This is a genomic window from Mesorhizobium sp. ORS 3428, from assembly GCF_001854785.1.
Lineage (GTDB): Bacteria > Pseudomonadota > Alphaproteobacteria > Rhizobiales > Rhizobiaceae > Mesorhizobium.
The window spans coordinates 1-16,302 of the sequence record NZ_MDFL01000122.1; the positions used below are offsets into that span (position 1 = coordinate 1).

At 65.3% G+C, this 16,302-nt stretch carries 14 protein-coding genes and 2 pseudogenes; 7 read left to right on the forward strand and 9 right to left on the reverse strand.

The annotated features are described in order from the left end of the window. Window positions 1-379 precede the first annotated feature (379 nt). Window positions 380-729, reverse strand: a pseudogene (locus ORS3428_RS17725) (MucR family transcriptional regulator). On the opposite strand from ORS3428_RS17725, the pseudogene ORS3428_RS31585 reads away from it, so the two are divergent. Continuing rightward, a pseudogene (locus ORS3428_RS31585) lies at window positions 722-977 on the forward strand (ThuA domain-containing protein); the annotation flags it as partial. The pseudogenes ORS3428_RS17725 and ORS3428_RS31585 sit on opposite strands and share 8 nt — an antisense overlap. Window positions 978-1,019: 42 nt before the next feature. Here ORS3428_RS31585 and ORS3428_RS17730 read toward each other — a convergent pair. The 8 genes from ORS3428_RS17730 to ORS3428_RS17760 form a co-directional block, all read right to left on the reverse strand. After that, entirely contained in the window at window positions 1,020-1,994 is a 975-nt protein-coding gene (locus tag ORS3428_RS17730) for a branched-chain amino acid ABC transporter permease (protein WP_071099597.1), read from the reverse strand. After that, window positions 1,991-2,869, reverse strand: a complete 879-nt coding sequence (locus ORS3428_RS17735) for a branched-chain amino acid ABC transporter permease (protein ID WP_071099598.1) — start codon at window positions 2,867-2,869, stop codon at window positions 1,991-1,993. Before ORS3428_RS17735 ends, ORS3428_RS17730 begins: the two co-directional genes overlap by 4 nt. Before the next feature lie 3 nt (window positions 2,870-2,872). Beyond that, window positions 2,873-3,583 carry an ABC transporter ATP-binding protein gene (locus ORS3428_RS17740; protein WP_071099599.1) on the reverse strand — a complete coding sequence of 237 codons (711 nt, stop codon included), beginning with the start codon at window positions 3,581-3,583 and terminating at the stop codon, window positions 2,873-2,875. Then, window positions 3,576-4,376 carry an ABC transporter ATP-binding protein gene (locus tag ORS3428_RS17745; RefSeq protein ID WP_071099600.1) on the reverse strand — a complete coding sequence of 267 codons (801 nt, stop codon included), beginning with the start codon at window positions 4,374-4,376 and terminating at the stop codon, window positions 3,576-3,578. The genes ORS3428_RS17740 and ORS3428_RS17745 overlap by 8 nt, the downstream gene beginning before the upstream one ends. A 4-nt stretch (window positions 4,377-4,380) precedes the next feature. Continuing rightward, window positions 4,381-4,596: a hypothetical protein gene (locus ORS3428_RS33675; protein ID WP_210185692.1), complete on the reverse strand. Its 216-nt coding sequence runs from the start codon at window positions 4,594-4,596 to the stop codon at window positions 4,381-4,383. Window positions 4,597-4,671: 75 nt separating this feature from the next. Beyond that, window positions 4,672-5,730 carry an ABC transporter substrate-binding protein gene (locus ORS3428_RS17750; RefSeq protein WP_201788328.1) on the reverse strand — a complete coding sequence of 353 codons (1,059 nt, stop codon included), beginning with the start codon at window positions 5,728-5,730 and terminating at the stop codon, window positions 4,672-4,674. Window positions 5,731-5,744: 14 nt separating this feature from the next. Beyond that, the gene (locus ORS3428_RS17755; protein ID WP_071099601.1) at window positions 5,745-6,845 is read right to left on the reverse strand and encodes a class II histone deacetylase; all 1,101 of its coding nucleotides are present in this window, start codon (window positions 6,843-6,845) and stop codon (window positions 5,745-5,747) included. 106 nt (window positions 6,846-6,951) lie between these two features. Beyond that, entirely contained in the window at window positions 6,952-9,693 is a 2,742-nt protein-coding gene (locus tag ORS3428_RS17760; RefSeq protein ID WP_071099602.1) for a LuxR C-terminal-related transcriptional regulator, read from the reverse strand. A gap of 202 nt (window positions 9,694-9,895) precedes the next feature. Here ORS3428_RS17760 and ORS3428_RS17765 point away from each other — a divergent pair, with 202 nt between their 5' ends. From ORS3428_RS17765 to ORS3428_RS17790, 6 genes are all read left to right on the forward strand, one after another. After that, window positions 9,896-10,639, forward strand: coding sequence for a FadR/GntR family transcriptional regulator (locus ORS3428_RS17765; protein WP_083355183.1), 744 nt, complete (start codon window positions 9,896-9,898; stop codon window positions 10,637-10,639). A gap of 86 nt (window positions 10,640-10,725) precedes the next feature. Continuing rightward, entirely contained in the window at window positions 10,726-11,889 is a 1,164-nt protein-coding gene (gene dgoD / locus ORS3428_RS17770) for a galactonate dehydratase (protein WP_244508020.1), read from the forward strand. A gap of 2 nt (window positions 11,890-11,891) precedes the next feature. Then, the gene (locus ORS3428_RS17775) at window positions 11,892-12,668 is read left to right on the forward strand and encodes an SDR family oxidoreductase (RefSeq protein WP_071099604.1); all 777 of its coding nucleotides are present in this window, start codon (window positions 11,892-11,894) and stop codon (window positions 12,666-12,668) included. An 83-nt stretch (window positions 12,669-12,751) separates the two neighbouring features. After that, window positions 12,752-13,744, forward strand: a complete 993-nt coding sequence (locus ORS3428_RS17780) for a substrate-binding domain-containing protein (RefSeq protein WP_083355188.1) — start codon at window positions 12,752-12,754, stop codon at window positions 13,742-13,744. A 49-nt stretch (window positions 13,745-13,793) separates the two neighbouring features. Beyond that, a complete protein-coding gene (locus tag ORS3428_RS17785) occupies window positions 13,794-15,314 on the forward strand; it encodes a sugar ABC transporter ATP-binding protein (protein ID WP_071099606.1) in 1,521 nt (506 codons plus the stop codon). Beyond that, window positions 15,311-16,300: an ABC transporter permease gene (locus ORS3428_RS17790; protein WP_083355184.1), complete on the forward strand. Its 990-nt coding sequence runs from the start codon at window positions 15,311-15,313 to the stop codon at window positions 16,298-16,300. The genes ORS3428_RS17785 and ORS3428_RS17790 overlap by 4 nt, the downstream gene beginning before the upstream one ends. Window positions 16,301-16,302: the final 2 nt, after the last annotated feature.

The window sequence follows — 16,302 nt, forward strand, 5'->3', positions numbered from 1 at the left end:
CCAGTGTTGGGCGGACTGCGTCATCAATGACGCAGTCTCAGATCGGGCGCGGTAGAAGCACCTTCAACCAGATTGTCCGCAGTGAGCTCGATCAGCCGGCTTCGGCTGTTCTCAATCTCTTCCGCCCGCCATCCGTTGGCCGCCAGACTTCGCCGAGCTAGTCGGTGTGAAGCGGGACCGGCAAGCCGCCACTGATAGCCCACAATGGCCGCCRCCTTCGGCACCTTCAAAGCCGATAAGCGTCAGGCTATCTGGGGCTTTAGCTGAAGCAAAGGGCGGCGCTCCGCCGCCAAAGGGGGTATATCCACAGGAGGCTGGCAAACAGCATGCGGCCACGGAAGGGCATCATGAGACGTCTGCCAGGCAGAGGCGGATTCAGTCAAACTTCTCGCCGCCGACCCATCGACTTCGCCAGCGATGACCGTTGGGCTGCGTAGTTAGGCGCCACCATCGGGTAGTCCGACTTCAATCCCACTTCTCCCGATACTCATCGGGCGTCAGCCCGTGCACATCGAGGTGGCGCTTCAGCGATTTGAACTTCTTCCCGTCCTCCAAGCAGATGATGTAGTCCGGGAACACCGACCGCTTGGGATTAACCGCCGGCTCTCACTTCGGCTCATCGGCCACTGTCGGATGGCCGATGCCTGACAGCGACGAATGAATCGGCGCGATCAGTTCAGGCAGCCCGGTAATAGGAACGGAGTTCTTGCTTACGTATGCAGAGACAATATCTGCCGTCGCCTACCGCTCGGAGCAGTATTACATGCATGTCGATCCCTCGAACGAGGTGCTGGCAACCACCTTCTCGGGCGAGCATGYGCCATGGATCGACGGCGTGGTCATGCCGGTGGTCTTGGAAGCGCCGGCACGGCAACGGACGGGTGTTTTACTCGTCGCTCGGCCATGTGGCCAAGGAATWCGAAGTACCTGAGATGCGGACGATCCTGCGCCGCGGACTGGTGTGGGCCGCCCGCTGACCGACCGCGCTCAGCTTGGCCTCATGGCTGAACGAGCCGCTCCTATCGCGGCTGGGCGGGCTTGYGCTGCAGCCAGCCGTTCAGCCCGTTCGGCCAGGCGATGACGAAGACGGCAAGCAAGAGCCCAAGGCCGATGTTTCGGTAGTCGGACAAYTCCCGCATGCCTTCGTCGGCCAGCATCAGCACGGCGGCGCCGAGCAGAGGACCCCAGATCGATCCGAGGYCGCCTATGACGATCATGGCGATCAGGAACAGGAGCAGCGAGAACGAAAACACCGTCGGACCGACCACGCGGARATGAACAGCGTAGAAACCGCCGGCGATGCCGGTGAAGAAGGCCGAGACCGCAAAGATCCAGAGCTGGTACTTGAAGCGGCTGATGCCGCGCGACATGGCGTAGCCCRGATTGTCGCGCAGCGCGCGGAAGGCAAGTCCGAGCGGTCCCCTGATGACGACGATCGAAATCGCGACGGCGACCACCAGCAGGACGAGCCCAACATAATAGTGCGCGACGTACCATTTGGACGGGAACAGCGTGCGCAGCCCGATATCGCCGAACTGGCCAATGCCGCGCACGCCGCCGAATAGCGGCATGCAGCCGCCGGTGGTGGTGAAGCAGTCGGTGTCGTTGACGATCAGCACATACATGACCTGCGCGATCGCCAGCGTCAGCAGTGCCACGTAGGGGCCGCGCAGGCGCAGGCAGGCGAGGCCGATCAGCATGCCGACCGCCACGGTGACCAGGCCGGCCATCGGTATGGCGACGAGCATCGGCGCCTTCCAGTAGAAGCCAAGCATCGCGGTAGCATAGGCGCCGGTAGCAAACAGCGCCATCTGCGCCAGCGAGAAGATGCCGCCGATGCCGAGCACGAGGTTCCATTGCACGACGACGATCGCCCAGATGAAGAACAGCGTCGACTGGGTGATGATGTAGCGCCCGGGCATGACGATCGGCACCGCAATGGCGATGACCAGGCAGGCGAGGCCGATCAGTATGTCGCGACGGATGGCTGTCATAGACGCACCACCTGCTGTTTGCCGAACAGGCCRTAGGGCCGCCAGATGAGCACGAGGATGACGAGAAGCAGCAGGGTGGCGAAGCTCCAGCGCACGCCGAAGACATATTGAGTGGCGGCTTCGAGCAGGCCGAGCGCGATTGCCGCGACCACGGCGCCATAGACATTGCCGAGCCCGGCGACGACGCAGACGATGAAGGCCTTCAACATCGGATCGCCGCCCATCACCGGTGTCAGCGTGGCGATCGAGCTGATCATGATGCCGGAGATGGCCGCGAGCGCGCCGGAGAGCGCCAGCACCTGCGCATAGACCCGGCCGACCCTGACCCCCATAAGCTGCGCCGCCTCGCGGTTCATCGAGGTGGCGCGAATGGCGCGGCCGGCGCCGGTCCGCTGCAGGAGGATCGCCATCGCCACCATCAGCACGATCGCGACGGCGAGGATGAAGAGGTTCTGCAACGGAATATGCACATTGCCGATGACGACCTGGCCGTCGACGGCGAGCGGCTGCGGGATCGGATAGGGCCCAAAACCCTTCAGCATCAGGTTCTCGATCACGCTGCCGATGCCGATCGTGGCGATGAAGATATTGGTTTCGAAATTCTCGGCCCTGAGCAGCGGCAGCGCCGCGCCGAAATAGATCAGCAATCCGACTGCGGCACAGATCAGCGCGGCGCCGAGAAGCGCGAGCGCCGGATGCAGGCCGGCATGAACGATCGCCGCGTAGCAGATATAGCCGCCAAGCGTCAGGATGGCGCCGTGCGCCATGTTGAGCATGTTGAGCGAGCCGTAGACCAGCGAGAGGCCGATGGTGGCGACGGCGTACATGGCGCCTAGCGTCAGGCCGGAAGCGACGATCTGGATCAGGACATCCATCGCTCACACTCCGAGATAGGTTTCGACGATTTCGGCGCGCGCCATCAGTTCGGCGCCGAGGCCCGACCAGACGATGCGGCCAGTGTCCAGCAGATGGATGATGTCGGCATGCTCGGCGATGCGCTCGGCATTCTCCTCGACCAGAAGGATGGTGCGGCCCTCTCGCCTGAGGTCGAAGATCACCTCGTAAATCTGCTCGATGACGATCGGGGCTAGACCAAGCGACGGCTCGTCCAGCATCAGCACCTCGCCGCCGGCCATCAGGCCGCGCCCGATACCGCACATGCGGCGCTCGCCRCCGGAAAGGGTCCCGGCGGTCTGGTTCCGCCGCTCCTTCAGCTTGGGCAGCAGCGTGAAGACGAAGTCGAGCCGCTCAGCGAGCCCGCGGCTGTTGGCGTAGGCGCCCATCAACAGGTWCTCGTGGACGGTCATTGCCGGAAACAAGAGGTCGCCCTGCGGCACGTGGATCACACCGCGTTCGACGATCCGGTCGGGACGCAGGTGGTCGATGCGGGCGCCGCCCAGGCGGATTTCCCCCGACGTCACCGGGATAAGGCCGGAGATCGCCTTGAGCAGCGTCGTCTTGCCGTGGCCGTTGGGACCGACGATGGCAGTCAGCTCGCCCTTTTTTGCCGACAGGCGGACAGCATCGAGCACGATGCGGCCAGCATAGCCGGCGCTGGCATCGACGATTTCGAGCGCCGTCTCAGCCACGATCGGCCTCCATGAAGGAGCGCAGGCGCTCGGAAGCGCCTTGGCCAAGATAGACATCGACAACCGTGCGGTCGTTGAGAAGGTTCGCCGGAAAACCTTCGAAGATCTTTTCGCCGTGATGCATGATCATGATGCGGTCCGACAGGCGCACCAGGAAGCGCATCACATGCTCGATCAGTATAATGGTGACGCCAGAGGCCTTCATGGCGCGCACAGCCTCCATGACGCGATCGACCTCGCGTGCGGTAAGTCCGCCGACCGGTTCGTCCATCAACAGGAGCCTCGGTTTTGTCGCCATGGCGCTCGCYATCATCAGCAGCTTGCGGTCGAGCACCGGCAGCTTGCCGGTCACCACGCCGGCGCGGTCCGCGATGCCGAGCATATCGAGCGCGTCATCGGCGGCCTCATGCGCTGCCCGACCGGCGCGCAGCGTCGGTACGGCCCGGTTGCTTTGTCCGAAATAGGCGCCGACCAGCACGTTCTCCCGCGCCGTCATGCTGTCGAACCCGGCGTTGAGCTGAAAGGTGCGGGCGATGCCGGCGTGGCAGATCTGCTCGGGCGCGAGTCCGGTGATGTCCTGGCCGTCCAGCAGGATGGTGCCGGTGGTCGCCGGGTTCAGCCCGGAGATCACCTCGAACAGCGTCGTCTTGCCGGCCCCGTTCGGCCCRCCGATGCCGAGGATTTCTCCCGCCCCGACATCGAAGGACAGATCGCGGACCGCCGCGAGCGCGCCGAAGGACTTACCGACATGCCTGCACGACAGCAATGGCGTCGCGGCGGCGTCTCCCGTCATGCGGTTAGGCCTTGATCCATGGCGGCAGCATGAATTTGGCCGTGCCGTAAGGCGCCGGCGCGATCAGGCCGGGACCCTTGGTGTAGTCCTGGATCTGCAGGAACTGATGCGGCATGCCGAGCGATGAATCGTTGACTTGCGTCGGATAGGTGAAGGCAGCGTTCTCGAGCGGCATGAAACGGGTCGTGCCGGTCACGCCGCGCCATATCATCGAGCTCATCCTGGCCGCAACCTTGCGGTTCTGATCGTTGTTGCCGGGCTCGCCGGTGCCGCCGGCAAGTGCCGCTGCGGTCGCCTAGACATAGGCGCCGTCATAAGGCTGGGCGCCGGAATTGTGGCCGGCGTTCGGGCCGAACTTTTGCTTGTAGCGCTTCTCGAAGGCGGTGCCGATCTCGTCCTGCAGCGCGCCGACGACGGTGGCATAGATGATGCCGTTGGCGGCCTGCTTGGCAATGTCGCGGAAGGCCGGGATCGACGGCCCGTACTGCATGTAGATCAGGCTCGGCGTCGGGTTCGATGCGAACTGCAGCGCGAACTGTCCGAGATCTGCGGGCAGGAAATGGGTGATGCAGATCACCGCCGGCGGGTCCTGGCGGATCTTGGCCAGCGTCGGTCCCCATTCCGAGGCCGGCACGCTGACGGTCTCGAACAGGCTGATCTCCCAGCCGTAGCTCTTCGCCTGTTCCTTGACGGCATTGGCGATGTTGGAGGCGTAGACACCGGCCGAAAGGATCACCGCCATCTTGTTGTTCTGGCGTTTCCACTCGCCGTTTTCCTCCAGCGCCTGCAAGAATTTCAGGAAACCGGGACCGTACCAGTATTCGGCGGGGTCGCCCTGGAAGGAGCCCCAGTAGCGGTCGGGATTAGACTTCACCAGATTGTTGTGTCCGATCGTAGTGTCGTAGTGGACATAGATGATGCCGTTGTCGGCGGCGACCTCCTGGATCGCGGCGCCCGAGCCGATATTGTAGCCGTTGAGGATCGCATGCACGGCGTGCCTGTCGACCAGGCGCTGGGCCGCCTGCACGTTGGTGGCATCGCCCATCTGCGCGGTGTCTTCGAAGAACGGCTCCAGCGGGCGGCCGAGGATGCCTCCCAGCGCGTTGATCTCCTCGCAAGCGAGCGTCAGGCCGTTCTTGAACTCGATGCCGTCGGGCGCTGCGAAGTCGGTGGTCGGACCGCACTGGCCGACCGGGATCGGATCGCCTTCGGCGCGCGCCTCGTTGTTCATCGAAAGCAGCATGGCCGGCATGCCGGTCAGCGTCGCCGCCGTGGCAAGGCCGCCCTTGATCAGAAAGTTGCGGCGGGAGYCGGCAATGACATTCGGTGTCGTTAGCTTTGTATTGCGCTTCATTTTCGATTCCCCTTTTAGTTTATGTTTTTCACCAGTTCGGCTGCCTGGTCGATTATTGCCGTCTGATGCGGTTGCGCCGCCATTCCACCCCACTGTCCCATCAACTGATCCCACGGGTCCTCGACGCCGGTGCGATGGCCGCAAAGCTCCTCGATCACGGCGAGACCGCAATAGGGCACGTACATTTCGGAGTAGCCGCCCTCATGCGTCATCACCAGGCGGCCGCCGCATAGCCCGCGCGCAGCGTCGAGCAGCATGCGCGCCAACCTGCGATAGCCGCTGGAATTCATAAGCATGYGTCCCATCGGATCGACGCCGGAGGCATCGAATCCCGAAGGCACGACGATCAGTTCCGGCTTGAAGCGCATCAGCGCCGGGATCACCACGCGCTCGAAGGCCGCAGCGTAGGCGCCCGGTCCCGATCCCGGCGGCAAAGGCACGTTGATGTTGAAGCCCTTGCCTTTGCCCTCGCCATTCTCGGCGATCGCGCCGGAATTCGCTGGAAACAGATTGTCCTGATGGAGCGAAATCGTAAGCACGCTCGGATCGTCATAGAAGACCGACTGCGTGCCGTTGCCGTGATGTACATCCCAGTCGACCGTTGCGATGCGGGTGAGGCCGAGCAGTTTCTGCGCATGCCGGATCGCTATCGCGGCATTCGAGAACAGGCAGAAACCCATGCCGACATCGGCGGTGGCGTGGTGGCCCGGCGGGCGGATCAGCGCATAGGCGTTGTCGACCTCACCGGTGATGACGGCTTCCATGGCCTTGATCGCGCCGCCCGCGGCCAGAAGCGCGATTTCGTAGCTGCCGGCGCCGAGCGGCGTCAGCGTGCTGGCGTCGCCATAGCCGCGGTCGCTGATCTCCCGGATCCTGGCAATATGGGCGGGCGTGTGAACTCGCGACAGTTCCTCGACGGTTGCGCGCCTGGGCTTGATCGCGACCAGATGGTCGAGGATRCCGCTCACTTCCAGGAGATTGCGCAGGCGTCGCTTGGTCTCGGGATTTTCTGCGTGGGTGCCGGGCTGAACCGTCAGGCTCGGCGGGAACACTTGGGCCCAGTTCCAGGTATTGTGCCAAAGATAAAGTTCGTGGAAAACGAAACCCGTCGCCATGCGGCTCCACCCAGCGTATCTCGGCTGGATGATTGCGCGTCATATTAGCGCTGTCCCGACACCTTCGGGTAATGGGTGGGTTTTTTGACCCCACCCATATGGGTGGCTATCCAGCCACATGGCGCTCGTTGGCACTGTCGAGCCCGATTTCCTTGAGCTTGAGGACCGCTTCGGTCCGGCTGGAGACGCCGAGCTTGCCGAAAATATTCTTCAGATGCCACTTCACCGTGTCGGGCGCCATGGACAGCGTCTCGGCCAACTGGCGGTTGGTATAGGCACGCATGAGCAGGGCGGCGACGTCAGTTTCCTTGCTGCTCAGCATGCGCTTCCTAGGTGTCATGGCGATTGCCATCGGGCGGGCGCGCTCCGGCACGCTCCTGTTCAATTCGCTCAGCAGAGTGTCAACGAAGGTGGCGGTGCCGGCGCTGCGCGACCATGCCGGGATTCGCGCGCGGGCGAATTCGAGCACCTCGCGCATCGGAAGGCCCTCGTCGATCAACGAACGCATGGCGTTCTGGGGCAATGCCAGGGTGACGACGTCGACCGCCGCTGCCAGCGCCAGCAGCGTTTCGCCGGCGGCGTGAGCGGCGATCGCGACCAGCGCACGGACCTGCATGAAGCCGCGCAGGCGTCCGTCGCGGCGCATCCGCTCGGCGATGCGGTCGAGGGCGGCGATGGCTTTCGCCGGGTGGCCTTCGGCGATCAGCACGCGCGCGGCGCCGATATGGGCGTATTCGTCGAGCGGGTGAATGGGCGCCGGCCGGGTTTCAACCGCGGGCTCGATGCCGCGCGAGCGGAGCGCCAGACGCGCTGCACGCACGTCGCCGCGCGCCAGCAGCAATCGGACCCGCTCGTTCAGCGCGGCGGCCGTCAGCCGCCGGTAACGCTTCTCGATGCCCAGCCGTTCGGCGCGCTCAAGAAAGACGATGGCCTCGTCGTGYCGCCCATGCGCGGCGGCGAGCCGGGCGAGGTGCAGCTTGCAGGCCATCTCATGCACGACCAGCCCGCATTCCTCGATGATCTGACGGTGCTGATGCAGGATGCGCTCGGCGCCCTGCAGATCGTTCCATTCATAGGCCAGCTCGACCTGGAAGATAGCTGTCATCGCCTCCGTGTAGGAGCCTGGCCCCAGACGCTCGCGAGCCAGCCGGCAGGCGCGGTCGAGCAGTTGATGCGCCTCGGCGAGGTTTCCGGCGGAAATCTCGACCAGCCCGAGCAGGAGGTCGCAATAGACGATGCCGAAGACGGAATTGGCGACTGCATGATGATCGCGCGCGGCGAGGCTGCGCAGCCGCGCGGCGTCCAACTCGCCCAGCGAATAATGGCTGAAGGCGCAGATGTTGGCGAGCGTGCCGCGCGCGAAAGGCTCGTCCTCCGGAAAATCCGCCAGCCAGCGCGAAGCGACGCGGGTCGCGGTGCGGGAGCGGTCGGTGGCGCTGATGACGCCGGCCGTCAGCGTCTGCAGCTCGGCCTTGAGCGAGCGGATCGTGGCGCGGTCGATCGCGCCGCGGTCGGAAAGCTGACCGACCAGGATTTTGGCCTGTTTAAGGATGCGAACCGCCTGGCGTGGCCGGCTCATATGGAACTGCGCCCAGACGCGCGCCAGGAGCAGACGCGGCCGGGCGGCGATAAGATCGTCGGGAAGCTGGTTCAGCCACTCCGTTAGCCTCGGTATGTGGCCCTGCATGGTAAGCGGCATGGCGCATTCCTCGACCAGCCGCGCCGCGTGGTCGGCGTCGCCGCTGGCAAGCGCGTGGTCTACCGCGTCCGAGACATGGCCCCTGGCCGCCAGCCAGGCGGCTGCGGAACGATGCAGGTTCCGGCGGGCCTCGGGCGCCCAGGCATCGAGCCGGTTGCGCAGGAATTCGGAGAACAGGTGGTGGTAGCGGAACCACTGGCCGGAGGAATCAAGGGCGATCAGGAACAGGTTCGATTGCTCTATCGTGGCCAGTGCGGCAGCGCCGTCATGATCGGGACAGACCGCCTCGACAAGGCCCAGGCAGAAACGATCGAGGATCGAGGTTCTGAGCAGGAAGTCCTGGATCTCCGGCGCCTGGCGCGCCAGGACGTCGTGGGTCAGGAACATCGCCACGTCGCGCTGGCTGCCGGAGAATTCGGYGATGAAGGACTCTTTCGATTCCTCACGCGCCAAGGCCAGAGCTGCAAGTTGCAGGCCGGCCGGCCAGCCTTCCGTCTTGTGGTGCAGTGCCACCACGGCCGAGACGGCGAGGTCGAGGCCGCAGACATTGCCGAGATACTCCTCGGTCTCCTCGAGCGAGAAGCGCAGGTCGCTGTCGCCAAGGCTGACGACATGCCCCTTCATCTTCATGTTGGCGAGCTCGAGCGGCAATTCGCCTCGCRTTGCCAACACGACGTGCAGCGCCGGGGGCGCGTAGGCGACCAGCATGTTCAGGAATGCGGCAATTTCGCTGGAGACGATGAGGTGGGCGTCGTCGAGGACGAGGTAGATCGGCGCGGTGCGGCGCGAAAGCTGATTGATGATGCCGGTGAGGATGGAATCGACCGGCGTCACCGGGCTGGAGTCGATCAGAGATTCGGCGTTGCCGGCGACGGCCGGGTCGACGCGGTGGAGCGCGGCGGCAAGATATTTGAGGAAGCGTGCAAGGTCGTTGTCCAGCCTGTCGATCGATAGCCAGGCAACTTCTCCGTTGCCGTTCGAGATAGCCGCCGCCCATTGCGAGAGCAGCGTCGATTTGCCGAAGCCGGCGGGGGAAGTCACCACCGTCAGCTTACCTGCCGCCGCGGTGTCGAGAATTCGCAGCAGACGCGGCCTATGAACGAGGGCGTCGCGCAGATGGGGCGGCTGCAGCTTCGTTTCGATCAGCATCAGGGTCTCGCCTGGCGGCCAAAGGGCTATACGGTCCGAATACGATGAGGCAACGCGTGCCGCAGCGCCAGACCCTTCTCAACAGCGCGGGCAGCTTCTGCAATCGCTCAATGGCTATAGATCATATGAATAGGTGATTTACATAAGACCTAGCCTTTCATACAACAGTTGCAACGACGTGCTCTGATGGGAGAGGATTTGCGTGGAAACCATCATTCCTTCGGATGCTCTCGGCTGGATGCCTGCGGTCGACCAAAGCGGGGCGAGCGTGCACAACGCCGTCGTCAGCGTGCTGGGCACCCGCATCCTCGGCGGSGAGTACGCTCCGGGCGACGCCCTGCCGCGGGAGGACGAGCTCTGCGCCATGCTGGGCGTCAGCCGCACCTCGGTCCGGGAAGYGGTCAAGGTGCTGTCGGCGAAGGGCCTCGTCGAGGCGAGGYGGCGCGCCGGCGTGCGGGTGCTGCCGCGCGACCACTGGCGGCTGCTCGATCCGGTGGTGCTCGGCTGGCATCCTGCGATCCAGGACGACGAAGAGCTGGTTTCCGGCCTGCTGGAAGCGCGCAGGATCTTTGAGCCCGCGGCTGCGGAACTGGCTGCCAGACGCGCCACCGCGGCCGATCTTGCCGAAATCGAGCGTGCCATGGTTGGCATGCGCGACAATATCCCCAACGATCTCAACGCGGTCTRCCAGGCCGATCTTGCGTTCCACAAGGGCGTCATCGCGGCCAGCCATAATGTCGTGCTTAAGGGGCTGGTCGGCATGCTGGAAGCCGCGCTGCGCGCCACGTTCCTGGTCACCAACCCATTGATGGAGGCGCAGTCGCGCGCGCTGTCGGCGCATGCCGCGGTGCTGGAGGCAATCCGCATTCGCGACACCGCCGGCGCCCGCGCCGCCATGAACAGGCTGCTCGACATCGCCGCCGACGATCTTCACGCCAAAGCCTGACGTCTCGCCTTGACGGCATTTTAGATCATATGATAATTGAGTTTCATATGATCTAAGTGCCTTGGGAGGAGTTGCGCTTGAGAATTGTGGCGATCACCACGCGCGTCGTGAACGCGGAAATGCGCAACTGGGTGTTCGTGCGTATCGAGACCGACCAGCCCGGTCTCTACGGCTGGGGCGAGGCGACGCTGGAATGGAAGACCCAGGCCGTCGTCGGCGCCGTCAACGACCTGGCGCCGCTTCTGATCGGCCGCGATCCGCGCGACATCGAGCAGGCCGTGCGCATCCTCAAGAAGCACTCGTTCTGGCGGCTGGGCGTCATCGGCATGTCGGCGGTCTCCGGCATCGAGCTGGCGCTTTGGGACATTTTTGGCAAATGGCTTGATCAGCCGGTCTGGCGGCTGCTCGGCGGCAAGGTGCGCGACCGGGTCAAGGTCTACACGCATCTCGGCCTCGGCGACATGCGCGCGGTCTATGAGACGCTCGACGCCGAGCCGCTGGTGCAGCGCGCCTCCGAGGTGGTGGCCAGAGGCTACCGCGCGCTGAAGGCCGTTTTCATTCCCTACAGCCACTATCACGCGCCGCTCGCCGAGGTCGACAAGGTCGGACGGCTCATGGAGGCGCTGCGCAAGACGGTCGGGCCGGAAGTCGAGATCATGGTGGACTTCCACGGGCGTCCCGCTTCGGCTTCAACCGCGCTCGCCTATATCGACGTGCTCGCGCCACACCGGCCGATGTTTGTCGAGGAGCCGCTGCCGCCGGGCGAAACCGGCGCGCTGGCGCAGCTCGCCGGCAAGTCGCGCGTGCCGATCGCCACCGGCGAGCGGCTGATCGACCGACCCGAATTCGACGATCTCTTTCGGGCACGGGCGGTCGATATCGTGCAGCCGGACATCTGCCACTGCGGCGGCCTGCTCGAGGCAAAGAAGATCGCAGCCATGGCCGAAGCGGTGTCCGTCGGCGTCGCGCCGCACAATCCGCTCGGCCCGATCGCGGGCGCGGCTGCGCTGCATTTCGCGGTCTCCACGCCAAACCACCTGATCCAGGAAGAGATGGTTGGCGCGGTGCCCTGGTATTTCGAGGTGGTGAAAGGGCCGATCCGCATGATCGACGGCTGCTGGCAGGTCCCGGACGCGCCGGGGCTCGGCGTCGAGGTCGACGAGGCGGTCGCCGACCGGCATCCCTACCGGCCGGAGGTCATGCACACCACCAATGCCGTCCTTGCCGACGGCACCATCGTGGACTGGTGACAATGGCCGGGCGTCTCAAGGATAAGGTGGCGATCATCACCGGCGCCGGTCGCGGTATCGGCGAGGCGACGGCGCGCGCCATGGCCGCCGAGGGCGCGGCGATCGTCGTGGCGGAAAAGGATGCGGCGACGGGAAAGAGCGTTGCCGCGTCGCTGGTCGATAGCGGCGCGCGGGCGCTGTTCGTGGAGGCCGACGTCGCCGACAGAAATTCCTGCGAAGCGATGGCCGAACAGACGCTTGGCGCCTTCGGCCGCATCGACGTGCTGGTCGCCAATGCCGGCATCAACGTCTTCCACGAACCGCTGGAAACCAGCGAGGAAGAATGGCGGCGCTGCTTTGCCGTCGACCTCGACGGCGTCTGGCATTCCGCGCGCGCAGTGCTGCCGGCAATGCGGGCTCAGAGGCAAGGCTCGATCGTCGCCATTGCGTCCTGTCATTCCTTCACGATCATCCCGTCGACCTTTCCCTATCCTGTCGCCAAGCACGGACTGCTCGGCCTGGTGCGCTCGCTCGGCATCCAATACGCGGCCGAGGGTGTGCGCGTGAACGCGATTGCGCCGGGCTACATCGAGACGCAGATCGCTGTCGACTACTGGAACACCTTTCCCGATCCGCAGGCAGAGCGCCAGCGCACCTACGACCTGCACCCGCCGCGCCGCATCGGCCGGCCGGAGGAGGTGGCGATGACCGCCGTCTTCCTCGGCTCCGACGAGGCGCCGTTCRTCAATGCGGCCTGCATCGTCATCGATGGCGGRCGCTCGGTTCTCTACCACGAATGAGGTTTTCGCGCCGGCGGCCGGTCGCCGGGAAACATCTTCAAGCAACAAGACTCCCGCCGGCCGGGAGCGAGGAGGAGGAAACCATGAAAAGCATGATCAAGGCATGCCTTGCGGTTGCGGCGACTGCCGCCGTCGCGCTGACGGTCCACGGCGCCGGCGCGCAGGACAAGATGAAGTTCGGCTATATCAACAAGATGGGCGACCATCCCTGGTTCGTGCGCGAGGTGAAGGGCGCCAAGGATAAAGCCGCCGAACTCGGCATCGACCTGTTGGTCCAGGACGTGCAGTTCGACGCCAACCTCGCCGTCACCACCTTCGACACCTATGTCGGCGATGGCGTCAAGGGCATCGCCGTGGTGGTGCCGGACCGCTCGCTCGGCCCGGTCGTCGCCGACAAGGCGAAGGCCGCCAAGATCGGCCTGATCGCCGTGGATGACGACATCGCCTTCGCCGACGGCACGCCGGTCGCCTATGTCGGCATGAACGCGCTCAATATCGGCAAGCAGGTCGGCACCGAGATCGCCCGCATCGCCAAGGCCGAGGGTTGGGATAAGGACCTCTCCAAGGTGCGCGTCGGCTCGATCGAGGACCAGAAGGCCGACACTTGCATGCGCCGCAACAAGGGCGCGGAGGAGGCGCTCGTCGCGGCGATCCCGGAGATCAAGTCGCGCATCATCTCGATCCCCTATGACAACACCATGGTCAACTCGATCGACGTTGTGTCGACGACGCTGACCGCCAACCCGGACGCCGAGAAGTGGATCTTCTTCTCCTGCAACGACGACGGCGTGCTCGGCGGCGTGCGTGCTACCGAGAATGCCGGCATGAAGCCGGAGAACGTCATCGGCATCGGCATCGACGGCTCCCGCTCCTGTGAGGCCTTCGGCGCCGGCAAGCCGACGGGCTTCCGCGGCACGATGTGGCTGGACAGCRCCAAGCATGGCGCCGCGGCGATCCAGGCGCTCTACGACCAGGCCACCGGCAAGGAGATGCAGAAGGATTATTTCCAGGACGCCACCCTGATCAACGGCGAGAACTTCGCCAAGTTCAAGGATACGCTCGGTTGCAAATCCTAGCCATTCTTCCGGCCTCGCGGCGGGCGGCTTCTTGCGGAGCCGCCCGCCAATGACCGCGCCCGTCGTTTCCGTCGAGAACGTCAGCAAGCGTTTCGGCGCCGTGCAGGCGCTGCGCGACGTCTCCGTCGTCTTCAATGCCGGCGAGATCACCGCCCTGATCGGCGAAAACGGCGCCGGCAAGTCGACGCTGATGCGCGTCCTCGAAGGCGAGCACCGCCCCGATTCCGGACGGGTGCTGGTCGACGGGCAGCCGGTGCAGCTTACTTCGCCGCGCGTGGCGCATGGGTCGGGCATCCGGGTCATCCATCAGGAGCCGGAGATCATCCCGGAACTGACGGTGGCAGAGAACATATTCATCGGCGACATCAAGGCGCGCGGCGGGCTTTTTCTCGATCGCGCGGACCTGGAGCGCCGCAGCCTCGAGCTGCTCGGCACCTTCGGAGTCGTCGACGTGCTTTCGCCCGGGCAGCGCTGCCATGGTCTCAGCCCGGCGCTTCGGCAACTCATCGAGATCATGCGGGCGCTGCGGCCGGGCGCACGGCTGCTTGCCTTCGACGAGCCGACCTCGTCCCTGACCGAGGACGAGGCGCAGCGGCTGTTCCGCGTCATTCGGCGCCTCAAGGCAGACGGCGTCGCGCTGATCTATATCTCGCACCGCCTGCGCGAGATCATCGACCTCGCCGACCGCTGCGTGGTGATGCGCGACGGCAGCCGCGTCGCCGACGAGCCGATCGCCGCGCTCGACGAGCAGCGCATGGTGCGGCTGATGGTCGGCAGGCCGGTGAGCGACCTGTTCAACCGCAGGGAACGCACGCTCGGACCTGTCCGGCTGGCGCTCGAGGGCGTCACGACACGCCGCGTCGAGGGGATCAGCTTCGAGGTGAGGGCGGGCGAGATCGTCGGCCTGGGCGGCCTGGTCGGAGCGGGGCGGACGGAAGTCGCGCGCGCCATCGTCGGCCTCGATCCGCTGCTCTCCGGGCGGATGTCGGTCGGGGGCAGGCCTTACAGACCGCGCGAGCCAGCCGATGCGGTGGCCGCGGGCATCGGGCTGGTGCCGGAGGACCGCAAGCAGGAAGCGCTGCTTCTGATGCAGGCGGTGCGCGACAATGTCAGCCTCGTGGTACCCGACAAGGTGTCGCGCTACGGCTTCTTCAGCCGCAGGCGCGAGCGCGCGCTGGTCGCACGTCACGTCGCCGAACTCCGGGTCAAGACGCCGTCTATCGAGCAGGCGGTGGGCAAGCTTTCGGGCGGCAACCAGCAGAAGGTCGTGTTCGCGCGCTGGCAGGCGCGGGGGCCGGCCATGCTCATCCTCGACGAGCCGACGCGCGGCATCGATGTCGGCGCCAAGGCCGAGATCTACAGACTCATCGAAAGCCTGGCCGACCAGGGCCTCGCCATCCTGCTCATCTCCTCGGAGATGCCGGAACTGCTCGGCCTCGCCGACCGCGTGCTGGTGATGCAGAGCGGACGCATCAGCGGCGAGCTTCCGTGGCAGGAGGCGAATGAAGAGGCGGTGCTGGCGCTGGCCATGCGCTCGGGCAAAGAGACAATCGAAAGGAGAGTATCGTGACCGATACCGCGACCGCCGGCCGCGAGCGTGCGCCGGCGACCTTGTTTGGCCGCATCGGCGCGCAGAACATCAGCCTGCTGATCGCGCTGGCCGTGCTTGTGGCGATCTTCGGTGCGCTCAGGCCCGACGTCTTCTTCACCCCGCGCAACCTGATCAATATCGGGCTCGCGGTCACCATCCTCGGCATTCTCGCCATGGCGCAGACTGTCGTCATCGTGTCGGGCGGACTCGACATCTCGGTCGGTTCGATCGTGGGCCTGAGCACCATGGTGCTCGCCGTCGCCGCCCAGGAAACCGGCTCGATCCCGGCCGRCATCCTTGCCGGGCTGCTCGCCGGCCTGGTGGCGGGCGCGGTCAACGGGCTGATCATCGTCTACGGCCCGGTCAATGCAGTGATCGCGACGCTGGGCACCATGTCGGCCTTCCGCGGCCTCGCCTATCTGATGAACAACGGCAACTCGATCCCGATCACCGGCGACAGTCTGCGGGCGCTCGGCATCGGCACGCTGTTTGGCCTGCCTTTCGCCATCTGGCTGCTGATCGCCGCGATGGCGGCGTTCATCGTCTTCACCCGTGAGACGGTCGTCGGCAGGAACATCTACGCGCTCGGCGGCAATCCGACCGTGGCGCGGCTCGCCGGCATCCCGATCCGCCGCTACCAGATCTCGATCTATGCGATGAGCGGCTTCGCCGCCGCGGTAGCGGGCCTCGTGCTCGCCAGCCGCACCATGTCGGGACAGCCGGCATCCGGCAGTCAGGGGCTGGAGCTCGAGGCCATCACCGCCGCGATCCTCGGCGGCTGCGCGCTGCAGGGCGGCAAGGGCACGATCGTCGGCGCCATGTTAGGGGTGCTGATCATCGGCGTCCTCAACAACGGCATGATCCTGACCAGCGTGCCGACCTTCTACCAACTGCTCGCCAAGGGCGCGCTGCTGATCCTGGCGGTCATCGTGCAGGAGCGTCAGCGGGCGCGGTCGGGAGAGTAGCC

Excerpts from the sequence above, each read along its gene's own strand:
- ORS3428_RS33675 (WP_210185692.1), bottom strand. The coding sequence starts at position 4,596 with ATGAGCTCGATGATATGGCGCGGCGTGACCGGCACGACCCGTTTCATG.
- ORS3428_RS17785 (WP_071099606.1), top strand. The coding sequence starts at position 13,794 with ATGACCGCGCCCGTCGTTTCCGTCGAGAACGTCAGCAAGCGTTTCGGC.